Origin of the sequence: Acinetobacter sp. Marseille-Q1623 (assembly GCF_902809895.1) — a bacterium.
GTDB classification, from domain to species: domain Bacteria; phylum Pseudomonadota; class Gammaproteobacteria; order Pseudomonadales; family Moraxellaceae; genus Acinetobacter; species Acinetobacter piscicola_A.
In genome coordinates, this window is sequence record NZ_CADDWG010000001.1 from 978,705 (window position 1) to 992,583 (window position 13,879).

At 36.6% G+C, this 13,879-nt stretch carries 15 protein-coding genes; 7 read left to right on the plus strand and 8 right to left on the minus strand.

What is annotated here, in order from left to right:
- The first annotated feature begins 172 nt into the window (after positions 1-172).
- Both HUV91_RS04585 and HUV91_RS04590 read left to right on the plus strand, forming a co-directional pair.
- Positions 173-868 carry a lysophospholipid acyltransferase family protein gene (locus HUV91_RS04585; RefSeq protein ID WP_130075169.1) on the plus strand — a complete coding sequence of 232 codons (696 nt, stop codon included), beginning with the start codon at positions 173-175 and terminating at the stop codon, positions 866-868.
- On the plus strand, positions 865-1,809 hold the full coding sequence (locus HUV91_RS04590; protein WP_174492681.1) for a phosphatidate cytidylyltransferase: 945 nt from the start codon (positions 865-867) through the stop codon (positions 1,807-1,809). The genes HUV91_RS04585 and HUV91_RS04590 overlap by 4 nt, the downstream gene beginning before the upstream one ends.
- A 103-nt stretch (positions 1,810-1,912) precedes the next feature.
- Here HUV91_RS04590 and HUV91_RS04595 read toward each other — a convergent pair whose 3' ends face one another.
- The 4 genes from HUV91_RS04595 to ftsY form a co-directional block, all read right to left on the minus strand.
- A complete protein-coding gene (locus HUV91_RS04595) occupies positions 1,913-2,590 on the minus strand; it encodes a DUF2057 domain-containing protein (RefSeq protein WP_174492682.1) in 678 nt (225 codons plus the stop codon).
- A gap of 246 nt (positions 2,591-2,836) precedes the next feature.
- On the minus strand, positions 2,837-3,433 hold the full coding sequence (locus HUV91_RS04600) for a nitroreductase family protein (protein WP_174493586.1): 597 nt from the start codon (positions 3,431-3,433) through the stop codon (positions 2,837-2,839).
- 311 nt (positions 3,434-3,744) lie between these two features.
- Positions 3,745-4,428 (minus strand): nitroreductase family protein, encoded by a 684-nt coding sequence (locus HUV91_RS04605; protein ID WP_174492683.1) that lies wholly within the window; start codon positions 4,426-4,428, stop codon positions 3,745-3,747.
- Between the two features lie 189 nt (positions 4,429-4,617).
- On the minus strand, positions 4,618-5,727 hold the full coding sequence (gene ftsY, locus HUV91_RS04610) for a signal recognition particle-docking protein FtsY (protein WP_174492684.1): 1,110 nt from the start codon (positions 5,725-5,727) through the stop codon (positions 4,618-4,620).
- A 277-nt stretch (positions 5,728-6,004) separates the two neighbouring features.
- Between ftsY and HUV91_RS04615 the strand changes: the two genes are divergently transcribed.
- On the plus strand, positions 6,005-7,327 hold the full coding sequence (locus HUV91_RS04615; RefSeq protein ID WP_228257112.1) for a M16 family metallopeptidase: 1,323 nt from the start codon (positions 6,005-6,007) through the stop codon (positions 7,325-7,327).
- Positions 7,328-7,344: 17 nt separating this feature from the next.
- Entirely contained in the window at positions 7,345-8,865 is a 1,521-nt protein-coding gene (locus HUV91_RS04620) for a M16 family metallopeptidase (protein WP_228721834.1), read from the plus strand.
- 33 nt (positions 8,866-8,898) lie between these two features.
- On the opposite strand, the gene HUV91_RS04625 is transcribed toward HUV91_RS04620, so the two are convergent.
- Both HUV91_RS04625 and HUV91_RS04630 read right to left on the minus strand, forming a co-directional pair.
- Complete coding sequence (locus tag HUV91_RS04625) at positions 8,899-9,162, minus strand: hypothetical protein (RefSeq protein ID WP_174492685.1); 264 nt, start codon at positions 9,160-9,162, stop codon at positions 8,899-8,901.
- A gap of 231 nt (positions 9,163-9,393) precedes the next feature.
- Positions 9,394-9,753: a hypothetical protein gene (locus tag HUV91_RS04630; RefSeq protein ID WP_130075177.1), complete on the minus strand. Its 360-nt coding sequence runs from the start codon at positions 9,751-9,753 to the stop codon at positions 9,394-9,396.
- A gap of 225 nt (positions 9,754-9,978) precedes the next feature.
- Here HUV91_RS04630 and HUV91_RS04635 point away from each other — a divergent pair, with 225 nt between their 5' ends.
- The 3 genes from HUV91_RS04635 (at position 9,979) to HUV91_RS04645 (ending at position 11,357) form a co-directional block, all read left to right on the plus strand.
- Entirely contained in the window at positions 9,979-10,212 is a 234-nt protein-coding gene (locus HUV91_RS04635; RefSeq protein ID WP_130075178.1) for a hypothetical protein, read from the plus strand.
- Positions 10,213-10,347: 135 nt separating this feature from the next.
- Positions 10,348-10,725 carry a DUF2750 domain-containing protein gene (locus HUV91_RS04640; protein ID WP_130075179.1) on the plus strand — a complete coding sequence of 126 codons (378 nt, stop codon included), beginning with the start codon at positions 10,348-10,350 and terminating at the stop codon, positions 10,723-10,725.
- Between the two features lie 200 nt (positions 10,726-10,925).
- Complete coding sequence (locus HUV91_RS04645; protein WP_130075210.1) at positions 10,926-11,357, plus strand: CBS domain-containing protein; 432 nt, start codon at positions 10,926-10,928, stop codon at positions 11,355-11,357.
- Positions 11,358-11,419: 62 nt separating this feature from the next.
- Here HUV91_RS04645 and trpB read toward each other — a convergent pair whose 3' ends face one another.
- The gene (gene trpB / locus HUV91_RS04650; RefSeq protein ID WP_130075180.1) at positions 11,420-12,628 is read right to left on the minus strand and encodes a tryptophan synthase subunit beta; all 1,209 of its coding nucleotides are present in this window, start codon (positions 12,626-12,628) and stop codon (positions 11,420-11,422) included.
- A gap of 61 nt (positions 12,629-12,689) precedes the next feature.
- Positions 12,690-13,877 (minus strand): vWA domain-containing protein, encoded by a 1,188-nt coding sequence (locus tag HUV91_RS04655; RefSeq protein WP_174492686.1) that lies wholly within the window; start codon positions 13,875-13,877, stop codon positions 12,690-12,692.
- Positions 13,878-13,879: the final 2 nt, after the last annotated feature.

Here is a 13,879-nt window from a genome sequence, read left to right on the forward strand (position 1 = left end):
TCATAACAACGCTCATCTATTTCTTATTATGGATGATTTCTAATCTGCTCATAACATTTATAAAAAATGAATATCAATTTAAATGACAAATAACTTTACTCACCATATGATCTCTTGTTTTAATGGATTTCATATTTAACTTATTTTTTACAATAACAATTTTGGTTTTATTATGACGCAAATTACACCGCAGGATAATAATCAAAGATCTTTGCCCACAACACCAAGTGCTTCAAACTATCTTGCTCGCTTCATCTCTTTTTTAACACGGCGTGGTGCTCGATTACTCACAGGTGCTCGTAGCTTATGGATAGGTTGCCAACCCGAAGAATCCAAACAACGTATTTATTATGCCAATCATAATAGTCATATTGACTTTATTTTATTGTGGTCATCCTTACCTACCCCCATACGCAGAAAGACTAAACCTGTAGCAGCCTCTGACTATTGGTTAAAAGATGGGATCCGCCGTTTTCTCATTCATAATACTTTCAACGGCGTCACCATTCAGCGAAATCGTGAAAATAATCAAGACCCATTACAGCCCATTAAGGATGCTTTAGAACAAGGCTATTCTATTATTTTCTTTCCTGAAGGCACGCGTAACCTCAATGATGATGTTGAGTTATTGACATTTAAAAGTGGTCTATACAATTTACATCATGCTTTTCCTGAGGTTGAAATCGTTCCTGTATGGATTTCAAATCTAAGACGTGTCATGCCCAAAGGTGCATTTGTGCCTTTGCCTTTATTATCTACAGTATGTTTTGGCTGTCCGCTTAATGAGCATATTGAAATGAATAAAGCCGAATTTTTAGCATATGCACAACAAGAACTCCTAAAATTAAAAGAGGTTGAAAACCAATGACCTTAGATAACTTAGAGCAAACTTATGTATTATTTGGTATTTTTGCAGCCATTTTAATTTTCGCATCCACTGTCGGTTTTATTTTAAAACAACGTGCAGGAACTACAGCCTCTCCTGTAATTGACAATTTAAATGCACGAATCAATGCATGGTGGGTCATGCTGATCGTCATTGGAGCTGCTATTCTGCTTGGAAAAACAGCCTTTATTATTCTTTTTGGCATTATTTCTTTATTTGCATTACGTGAATTTATCAGTTTATTACCCACGCGGCGTGGTGATTACTTCCCCTTACTGATCGCTTTTTATTTTGTCATTCCTTATCAATACTATTTAATTTCTACCGATTGGTACGGCTTGTATTCAATTTTCATTCCCCTTTATGTCTTTTTACTGATTCCAATTGCCAGTTTAAAACAGGAAGATACCACGCATTTTTTAGAACGAAGTGCAAAAATTCAGTGGGGTTTGATGGTCAGTGTGTTTTGTATTTCCCATGTACCTGCTTTACTCAACCTAAAACTGCCTGGCTTTGATGGGGAGAAAATTTGGCTTGCAATTTGGCTGATCATGGTGGTGCAAGCCTCTGATGTTTTACAATATGTTTGTGGAAAATTATTTGGAAAACACAAAGTTGCACCGATCCTCTCACCATCTAAAACCATTGAAGGTTTAGTGGGAGGCATTGTACTGGCAACAGGTTTAGGTGTTTTAATGAATTGGCTTACACCTTTCACTTATTTACAAGCTGCTTTGATCGGTTTGATTGTCTGTATTTTTGGCTTCTTTGGTGGTTTAGTGATGTCTGCAATCAAGCGTGATCGTGGGGTCAAAGACTGGGGACAATTGATTCATGGGCATGGTGGTATGTTAGACCGCATTGATTCAATCTGTTTTTCAGCACCTATTTTCTTTCATATTTTACGCTATTGGTGGAGCTAAGAATTTAGGTTTTACATCACATAATGTAGTAATCACATAAAAAAGGATGGAGAAATATCGCTATTTCCCCTCCTTTTTTCATGTCGTATAGGTTGTTGACCTATTATTGTTCAGCTACCCAACTCATAAAACGTTGACGTTCTGCTTTTGATGCTCTTTGCCAGATCTGAATCATTTGTTGATCTGCACCGTTGGCTGTATTTAAATCAACTGATGTATTGGGTGTTGCTGTCGTATTGACCCCAGCGGCAGACTGCTGTGTATTGGCATAAACGGGAGCTGGTTGATTTTCAGATTTTTTTGAGGTTGTTAAATCAAATACTCGACCAAAAACACCACCCGATAACCAAGGTTTCGCTTCATTATTTGCACCTGTTTGCTGCACAATCATTTGATTATTTTGATCATACAAAGCAATTGTAGGTTGTTCAGCATATTTCTTGGCTGCATCAAAATCTTTGGGCGCATTCACTAAATTTAATTTATAGCTCTGACCCTCTTGTAAATTAGGCGCCGTAATCGTAACAACACCCGATTTTAAAATATCATGTTCATTATTTAAATGTTCAAAATATTGCTGATAACGCACACTGATTGCGGTTTGACCCGCATTGACTTTATATTCATTTTTCTTAGTTCTAAAAATACCTGTATTGACTTCTTGATCATTTACAGCCAAAACAACAATTTCTTCAGGTGCGGTAATGGTGACTGCTGCAAATGCTGACGCATTCATGATAAGACCTAACCCCATTACACTTGCTGCCAATTTAAATCGCATAGGTATTTCTCAAATATCAATAAACTTTAAAATTTAATGCACTATGCTATGTGTGCATGACATTTTTATGACAATTTGTTTTTAAACCCCAAATTTACAAGTAATTTGAAGAAATTTATCACTTTTTATAAGCTTAAAAAAAGCTAAATATTATTATTTTTACATCAAATGATGTGTATATCTACGGTACTTTATACAAGCTAAAAATAAAAGAGCGCCTAAGCGCCCTTGTATTTAATAAACTGATTAGTTAAATGTTTTAAAACGTTCAGCATCATCCATAAATGCTTTTTCGCCAGCAGGTGCTTCTACTGAGCCAAAGACCAATTGAGCACGTAATTTCCAGTTGCTAGGAACATTAAAGGTTTGTGCCACTTCTTCATCTACAATTGGATTGTAATGTTGTAATGATGCACCTAAACCAGCTTCTGAAAGCGCAGTCCATGTTGCAAATTGTGCAATACCAGTTGAATGTTCAGACCAAATTGGAAAATTATCTGCATACAGTGCAAATTGTTCTTGCAAGCTTTTTACCACATCTTGATCTTCATAAAACAAGACTGTGCCATAACCTGCGATAAAGCTATTAATTTTCTGGCTTGTCCCTTCAAATGCTTCTGCAGGTACAATTTTACGTAACGTTTCTAACACAATTGTCCAAAATTTTACGTGTGAATCACCAAATAATGTCACTGCACGTGAAGTTTGTGAGTTAAATGCAGATGGGCTAAGTTTAATGGCTTGCTTAATGATATCTTCAATTTTTGAATTATCCAAAGTCACATTTTTGCCAATTGCATAAATACTACGGCGTTCTTTGATTTGATCTAAAAATGACATTATCGTAATCCTCAATATTTCTTTGACCCTATGGTCGTGTTCTTAAGATAAGCTAAGTGTATTACATTCAAAAAATCTTCGTTAGTGGTATCTATATGACATACTGTTGCATAAATAGAACAATATCTAAAAATCAATGCTTTAAATATGTCAACATCCTAGCTAAGACACAGACTGATCCATTCAATCATCAATCAGTGTAATTATTATGACCTAGCTTCCATACGCATGATGATGAATATCGAATAAAAATAGCCTTTCTTTACGCTTTAATCCTATAAAATGTCAAATTTTTTATAAAAGCTTATATACATTTATGAAAATACTCGAAAAATCACTTGATCATCTTCATAGCTTTTAGCATCTGCTGGCGTCATGATTGAGCCAAAAGTCATTTGTGCTTTTAATTGCCAATGTGAGGGTAAGTCATAATATTGCAAAATTTCATCATTTATATTGGCATTATAATGATGTAAAGCCGCCCCTAAATTTAAACTTGCCAATAATCCCCACACTGCAAACTGCACCATACCTAAACTTTGTTCTGACCATACTTCAAAGTCATTTGCTTGTAGTGGTCTTAATTTTTGTAGTTTTTGTATGACATCAAGATCTTGAAAATACAAAATCGTCCCATATGCAGCCATGCTTTCGTCTATTTTTAATGCCATGCCCTCATAAGCTTTTTCATGCATGTATTTTTTTTGGATTTCTTTGACCATTGCCCAAAACTGTGCATGTGATTTTTGCAGCAAAATAACCACACGTGTACTTTGACAATTCAACACTGAAGGACAGCAATATACCGTTTCTTTAATTAAAGACACTAACTCATCTTGTGGATAAGCGACCTTTTTACCTAAATGATAAATACTACGTCGCTTACGTAGTTCTTCTAGAAAATTGCATTCATCCTTTTGATTTTCCTTTCGTTTAAAAAGTATATCTTTGGATAAATCCGTTGCTAACACCTGACCGATTTTAGACAAAATTGTCAATTTGTATTCCCCCTAAAAAATGAATAAAAAACCATATTTTTTTTAGGTATTTTAGCTTTAATTGCATGTATTTGTATATTTAAGCAAGGTTCTAACGCCTATTTTTACAGCATAAAATCATTTAAAAACAAAAAACTCCGTGGATAACGGAGTTTTTTGTTTATTTATTCCACATTGTAGCTAGATTCATTATTTTTCAGTTTCAAATAATGCTGCCACAAATGATTTTGCAGAGAATGGGCGTAAGTCATCAATTTTTTCACCGACACCAATAAAACGAATCGGTACATGTGTACGGCTTGCGATATTAAACAACACACCACCTTTGGCAGTACCATCGAGTTTGGTAATGGTTAAGCCTGTTAAGCCCACGGCTTCATCAAACATTTCCACTTGATTAATGGCATTTTGTCCCGTACCCGCATCGACAACCAACATGACTTCATGTGGCGCAGTTGCATCAATTTTTTGCATCACACGTTTCACTTTGGTTAACTCAGTCATCAAGTTACTTTTGTTATGTAAACGTCCTGCTGTATCTGCAATCAATACATCCACACCTTTAGCACGAGCACTTTCAAAAGCATCGAAAATCACAGATGCACTATCTGCTCCATGCCCTTGTGCAACCACTTGGATATTGTTACGCTCACCCCAAATTTGTAATTGCTCTGTCGCTGCCGCACGGAAAGTATCACCCGCAGCCAACATCACTTTCTTACCTTCACCCTGCAAACGTTTAGCCAGTTTACCAATAGTAGTGGTTTTACCTACCCCATTTACCCCAACCACTAAAATCACAAATGGATTTTTATTCGGGTCAATATGTAAAGGTTTGACACGCGGTGCAAGTAATGCCACCAACTCTTCTTGTAAAGCCTTATATAATGAATGTGAATAAATTAAATCACCACGTTCTGTACGCTCAGTCAGATTAGCAATAATCGTCTTGGTTGCTTCAACACCAATATCTGAAACTAAAAGCTGTTCTTCAACTTCTTCAAGCAATTCATCATCAATTTCTTTACCACCGATGAGAATATTCACCATACCGTCTGCAAGGTTTTTACGGGTTTTAGTTAAACCCTCCTTCATACGGCTAAAAAAACCACCTTTCGTTTGCTGTTGTGACTGTTGTTCATCTGTCACAGCCGTATCTGCTACTGACGCTTGTACAACCGGTGTTTCTATAATTTTATTTTCAACGATGGGCACATCAACGGTGGGTAAACTCGGTAATGTGACATCATCATCACCAATTTCCGCATCAATCAAGAATTTATTGTGCTGTTCTTGCATGCCGATTCCTTGAAAAGCATCATGTTAAAAAAGAAAGAGTTTAGCACAGATTGTCCTATTGATAAGCGTTTAAGACACTTTTAAATATATGCTTAAGGTATTTGTGCTGATGCAAATCAACTAAAATGCAACATTTCAATATTGATTTAAAAAATATTTTTCTAAAGAATGGTTTATGTATTTAACACGTTTGGGGTAGGTAGTGCTGAAAATCAAAAAAAATCCTCACTCTATTTTTTCAACTTTATCTCATGTCGTACTTTTAAGTGGATTTTTCTTGACGACTTGTCACATTCCCACAGCATTTGCTGAAACACAAAGTCAATTAGCACGTACAACCGTGGAAACAACTTTAAATAATGGTCTAAAAGTCATTATTCGAGAAGACCATCGTGCGCCGATTGTGATGACACAGATTTGGTATGCAGTAGGCAGTAGTGATGAATCTGGCAATGTACTCGGCATATCACATGTCTTAGAACACATGATGTTTAAAGGCACACAAAAAGTGCCCGATGATGAATTTACACGTCTGAGTCGTATTTATGGTGGGCGGATCAATGCTGCAACATTTACCAATTATACTAATTATTATCAGCTTTACCCTAAAAAGTATTTTCCATTGGCTTTAGAACTTGAAGCCGATCGCATGCAAAACCTCGTCCTACGTCAACAAGATTTTGAACCTGAAATCAAAGTCGTTATGGAGGAACGCCGTCAACGTACCGATGATAATCCGCGTAATTTAGCATACGAACGTTTTAAATGGATTGCCTACCCTACGAGTCACCACCGCCAACCTGTAATTGGCTATATGAAAAATCTACAGAATATTCAACTTGATGATTTAAAAAAATGGTACAAAACGTGGTATACGCCTAACAATGCGACCTTGGTGATTGTTGGCGATGTCAACGCAGAACAAGCACTCAAACAAGTCGAAAAATATTTTTCCGCCATTAGTCAAAAAACCACACCTGACCGCAATGATGTGCTTGAATTTGACCGTTTAGGGTATCGTCATATGGAGTTGTCACTCCCTGTACAGGTTCCAAACTTATTTATGGCATGGAATGTTCGCTCCCTTGCCACCGCCAAAAATCCACAAGATGCTTATGCACTCACGATTATTCAATCTTTACTCGATGGCGGAATCTCTGCCCGTCTGCAAGATCGATTGATTCGTGATAAAAAATTGTTGACTGCCATTAGTGTAAGTTACGACCCCTACAATCGTGGGGATAGCTTATTTATTATTTCCGCCTTACCTTCTGAAAATGTTTCACTGACCGAAGCACAAGCTGCTATCGAAAAAGAAATGAATTTATTTAAAACCGAATTGGTCAATCAAACCGAGTTAGCACGTGTGAAAAACAATTTTGTCTCTAATTTAATCTATAGCCAAGATGATATTATTGGGCAAGCAAATATGATTGGCAATTTAGAGGTAAATGGCTTGAGTTACCGCCTGATGGATGAGTTAGCCCAACATTATGAAAAAGTGACTCCACAAGATTTACAACGTATTGCCAATATTTATTTTGTTCGCGATAATTTAAGTACCTTGTACTTAAGCCCCGAATCAAATAACAAAAAATAGAGAATCAGGAGCTTTCAGTGCAAATATCGCAATTTATTGTATTACTAAGCACACTACTTTGTTCTAACCTGAGCTTAGCTGAGTTTGATCATGACACCTCGCAAAACATCGAAGAATTACCCAATGACACCCCTTTAAAATCACTCAGCTCTTTGCAAAGCTTAAAAAATTTAAGTCAGCAAAAAAGCTATGAAGCACCTTTTGTACAACAACTCAATAACGCCCATAAGGTCCGAACACTTTTTGTTGCTGTGCAAGATCTTCCGATTGTAGATATCCAACTGACCTTCAATGCAGGCTCTGCCCAAGACGAAAATATTGCCAAAGGCTTGAATGGACTGTCCAATATGGCAGCACGGCTGATGACTGAGGGTACAGATCAATATACTGCAAAACAAATCGCCAGTATTTTCGACGGTTTAGGTGCAAAATTTAGTGTCAACGCATACCGTGATATGTTTACAGTTCGAATGCGTGTATTGTCTGATCCGCAAAAACTCACCCCCGCAATCGAGATGATGTTACATGTTCTCAATCATGCGACTTTTAATAATAGTGGACTCAATTTAGTTTTAAATAATACAAAAATTGGACAAAAACAAATCCAAGAAAATCCAAATCGGCTAATGAATATCCGTTTCTATCGTGCAATCTATGGGAAGCATCCATACGCAGAACCGAGTGTAGGAACAAATGGCAGTATTCAAAAAATTACGCCTGAATTATTGGTTCAATTTCGTAAACAACTTTTAGTCGCACAAAATATGAATATTGCAATCACAGGAAATCTAACCACAGAACAAGCGACCCAATTAGGCAACCTAATCACACAAAATTTAGCACAGGGTGAAAAAGCAGCCGAACTGCCCGAACCTCTAGATCAAACTGATTTTAATATTCAATATATTCCCTATCAATCGACACAAGCCCATATTATGATGGGGCATCTTGGCATTAGGCGTGAAGATCCTGATCGTATTGCACTCGAAGTTGCCAATCAAATGTTTGGTGGAAATGGCTTTAACTCGGTTTTGATGAAAGAATTACGTGTAAAGCGCGGTTATACTTATGGTGCATATAGCACATTGTCTTCTACTCAAGCGCGTGGATTATTTAGTTTGAGTTATAGCACACAACAAGACCAAATGATGGAAAGTATTCGTGTCACACATCAAGCACTCATCGATTTTGTACGACAACCCATTCAACGCAAAGTATTAGAAGAAACCAAAGAAGGAATGCTACGTTCATTTCCAATGACTTTTAGCAGCAATGCTAATATCAATGCACAATTGGCAGCGATTGCTTTTTACCATTTACCAAGCAATTACCTGTCAGACTATCAACAACAACTGAGTCAAATAACGGCCAAACAAGTCCAAACTGCATTACAAAAACATATTCGGGCAGATCGTTTAACGCTTGTTATTGTTGCCAATCAGCTTGATGCAGTGGCTTTAAAGACCATGCTCAATGCAAATTTAGGCATTCATACACCTTTAAAATCTGAAAAAAGCACAGAAAATTTGAGCAAATAACCATCAATTTACTATAAAAGTCTATTTAAGACGTCATTCATCCTCAATGGCCATTGCAGGATATTCTTTTACACGATGCGATTCATAAGCATATGCACGCATGAGCCTAAAATATTCATGCGTAGCAATTTGTGGTTGAAGCCGTAAATGCTGAGCAAGAGCTTGTGTGTGAGGATAACCTTCTTGTAGAGAAAGTTGGGCAACCTGTTGATATTTTTCAACATTAATTGGGCGAAATAAAGCGTAAGTTGAAATCATTAAAATAAAGACCACAACTGCCATAATTGCCATTTTCAAAAAAAACTCTAAGTTTATATGGGATTTAAAATGTAAAATTTGATCTTTTGATATGAGCATGTACTACCTCGAATGTAGAAGTAGTTTAATCCTGAGGCAATAAAAAATACAGTGTTTCAATAAAATACACACAAAATTAAGGGTTATTCAACAAGCTACTGTAAAATAACCCTGATGATCATATGGCTCAATATTACACCGCAAAAGCGATACTCCATTTGCCCAAATAATTTAGTTTAAGACTGAGCGAATCACTGCAAAATATAAAATAAGTGCAATAATTCCTAAGGCTAAAAACACTGTAAATACACTGACACCACCTTCTGCATCAGCGGGATGCAGATCATCATCATCTGCTAAACGATGTAATTCACCATCGTAAACCCGATAAAATCCTAATTTTTGCAAAGGTTCAAGATTTCGTGTATAATCATGCACACGCTTTCTTTGCGCTAAGCAAAAATTACCTAAATGAATTTCTTGGTGAAATATTGCTTCGTCCAATTGTTTGCGGTGATACTGAGCAAGTGCAACAATTTGAGACTCAGTCGGAGGTACATCAAAATTAAAACCATCTATGATATGTGTCATATTTGTTCTCCTTTTTAGTCGTCTTCCTTATATAGATTTTAATAAAAATTGTTTTTGATTATTGTTTAATCATGTAATCATAAACCATACGATCTAGTGTCTCAAAATAGTTGACAAGTTAAGTAAAATGTAATATTAGTTTAATAAAGAGAAGTTAAATTAGTAGTGTTAGTAAAAGACCTCATGGGAGGTCTTAATGATCATAATTACAATAAGGAGTTATATATGATTCATCAACTTTCTCAACATGACTTAGAACATGTTTATGCAAATGCGGTAAATACGATCCATTCAGAAATGAACTTTGTAGATGCAGTAAAACAGTTAGAAGACGCAGCAAAAGCTGGTCATGGTAAAGCAGCAATGTTCTTAGCAGAACTTTATTTCCAAGGTTTCCGTGTAGAACGTGATTCTTTAAAAGCACAATATTGGCAAAAATTAGCCACAATGCAAGCATAACAAAACGTCACTTAGGTGGCGTTTTTTAATGCCACCCCTTTTTATTTATATTTGTTTACGAATTAACAGCAAGCTTACATCAAAATAACAGCCGAATCACTTACAATAGTCTTGTATCAAACTCGATTGTTTATCATGAAAAAATACATCCTTCTTCAACCAATTTCTAAAGAACTGACAATTAAACTTTCTATTCTTAAATCTCTGATGTACTGTGGTGTTTTATGGGGCTTATATCATCAAGGTTGGGCAATGAAGACCGACAAAAATGATATATTCTTTCCATTTTGGTTAAATTCTTTGCAAGCATATCAATATGCTAGCTTACATTGGCCACAATACACCCCAAAGAAAATCACACCGAAAGACTTTCAAGAAGCATTACTACCAACCCTAACACGATTGAATGTCAAACCTGCTTTATTCAATTCATCAGGTCGCAAATTCAAACTTTCAACGCTACAAATGCACCATTTTTTCTTTCATAATTCCATGCAATTTCATGCAATTTAATTTTAAATTGCATGAATATTTTCTTTCCCCTCGCACTCAAAATTTTTATTTTGCGCCCATCATCTGTAATTTAAGCTTTTCCTGACGAAAGATTAAACAAACTATTGTTTTTTTCTGCAATTGTCATAAGAAAGTATTTGCATTCTTTTAAAATAAAGCTAAGTTAAAAGAGTGCAATAAAAACGAAAAGGAAAATAATGATGACCACAGTTGCTCAAGTGATTCATAATAAAATAGGTCAAGAAATTTTTACAATTTCGCCTGAACATACCGTCTTGCAAGCCATTACCATTATGGCAAATAAAGGCATTGGCGCATTAGTGGTTACCGAAAACACAAAGGTGGTGGGCATCTTATCTGAACGTGATTACACGCGTAAAATTGCTTTGATGCAACGTACTTCTGACCATACCACTGTGGCAGAGATTATGACACCAAAAGTGATTTCTGTAACACGTAATAACACGGTAGAAGAATGTCTAGGTCTAATGACCGATCGCCATTTACGTCATTTGCCTGTGATTGAAAATGATGAATTAATCGGTTTTGTTTCTATTGGTGACCTTGTAAAAGCAACGATGGAAGATCAACGACAACTGATCGAACAATTAAGACAATATATTTCAGGTTAATTTTTAAATCGTAATAAAAAACCTAGCTTAAGCTAGGTTTTTTATGGCATCAACTGTAAAAATTAGTGTAAACCTAATTTCCCTGCAACAAAGTCTGCGTCTTTATCGCCACGACCTGATAAATTGACAACAATTTTTACATCTTTTGGCATTTTTGCAGCTTCACGTATTGCCCAAGCGACTGCATGTGAGCTTTCTAAAGCAGGCACAATCCCTTCAACACGAGACAAAGTCATAAATGCATCTAAACATTCTTGATCTGTTGCTGTGGAATATTCCACACGCCCTAAATCTTTTAAAAAGCTGTGCTGTGGACCTACGCCAGGATAGTCCAAACCTGAAGCAATTGAATGTACAGGTAAAGGCTCACCCTGTTCATCCTCTAACACATAACATGCCATACCATGCAACTGGCTTGGTTTACCTAAAGTTAATGTTGCCGAATGCATATCTGTATCTAAGCCATGACCTGCTGGCTCAACTCCGACCAATTTAACATTTTCTTCATTTAAAAATGCAGTGAATGCGCCCATTGCATTTGAACCACCACCAACACAAGCCACGACATAGTCAGGATTTGTACCAAAACGTGCATTGGTTTGAACTTTAATTTCATCACCAATAATCGCTTGGAAATCACGTACCATTTTTGGAAATGGATGTGGACCAACTACTGAACCAATGGCATAAATGAAATTTTTCGGATCTTTTAAATATTCTTCAAAAGCACTATCTACCGCATCTTTTAACGTTGCTGTACCACGCGTTACCGAAATCAGGTTTGCGCCTAAAATTTTCATTTTAACAACGTTTGGATGCTCTTTTTCAATATCCACTTGTCCCATATGAATTTCACATGGAATCCCGACTAAAGCACACGCAGTTGCCAAAGCCACACCATGCTGTCCTGCACCTGTTTCAGCAATCACTTTGCTTTTACCCATATATTTAGCAAGCAAAGCCTCACCTAAACAATGGTTAATTTTGTGTGCGCCTGTATGGTTTAAATCCTCACGCTTTAAGTAAATCTGTGCGCCGCCAATTTGATCAGACAAACGCTTCGCGTGAAATAAAGGGCTTGGGCGACCTACATAATTCGCAAATAAATCAGCAAGTTCATTTTGAAATTCAGCCGTGTGACGAATTTCTTCATACGCCACATTAATTTCATCCATCGCTTGTTTTAAATGGGGTGGAATAAATTGACCGCCGTATTCACCAAAAAAGCCATCTTCATTGGGTAAAGCAATGCCATTTATTTGATGTGTCATTTCATTCCTCAGATCATCAATCAGTTTCAATTCAAACAGAAATTATAAATATTTTTTATAACTAACGGGATAAGTATTTCGTCAAATCTTCAATACCCTTCAAAGTCATCGGATACATATGATCATCAAAGATTTGCTTAATCCAACCAATCGTTTGCGTATAATGCCAATAATTTTCTTGTTCTGGATTGAGCCACGCCGTTTTTTCAAAATGATTGCGTAAGCGGCGTAACCACACATCGCCTGCCTCATCATTCATATACTCAACCGAACCACCTACTGACTTCAACTCATAAGGTGCCATACTGGCATCACCTACCACGATGACACGATAATCGTTGCCATAGGTATTCAATAAATCCCATGTATTCATTTTAGTAGATGAACGGCGAAAATTATCTTTCCATACATAATCATATAAACAGTTATGGAAATAAAAATATTCCAGCGTTTTAAACTCAGTTTTAGCAGCACTAAATAGTTTTTCACACTGTGCAATATGAGAATCCATCGATCCACCGACATCAAACAGCATTAACACTTTGATGCGATTACGGCGCTCAGGGATCATTTGCACATCTAAAATTCCCTGTTTAGCAGTTTCATAAATGGTACTGTTAATATCCAGTTCTTCAGCTGCACCTTGACGAGCAAATTTCCGTAGACGACGCAAAGCCATTTGCATTTGACGTGTACCTAAGATTTGTTCATCATCCAAATTTTGATATTTACGCTGTTCCCATACCTTAACGGCTGAGTTTTTCCGACTTGGACCACCAATCCGCACACCTTCGGGATGATCCCCAAATGCACCAAACGGTGATGTACCGCCTGTACCCACCATGCGGTTACCACCTTGATGTTTTTTATGCTGTTCGCGTAAACGCTCTTCTAGCATTTTCATCAATTCTTCTAATGAACCCGCTTTCATCAACTCCGCACGTTGTTCAGGTGTTAAATGCTTTTCAAGCAGTTCTAAATCAAACCAATCTTTCGGTAAATTTTGAACTTTACTCAGCAAATCATCGATATCAAAGGTTTGAATCCCCTCGAAATAATCCTTCATTGCACGATCAAACTTATCAAAGAATCGCTCATCTTTGACCATGACTGTTTTCACGAGTTGATAAAAATCATCTTGATTGGCAAAGACGAGACCTGCCGCAATGGCTTGATTGAGATCAATCAATTCACGTGTTGAGACAGGAACACCATATTTTCGTAGGGTATAAAATAATCGCACAAACATTT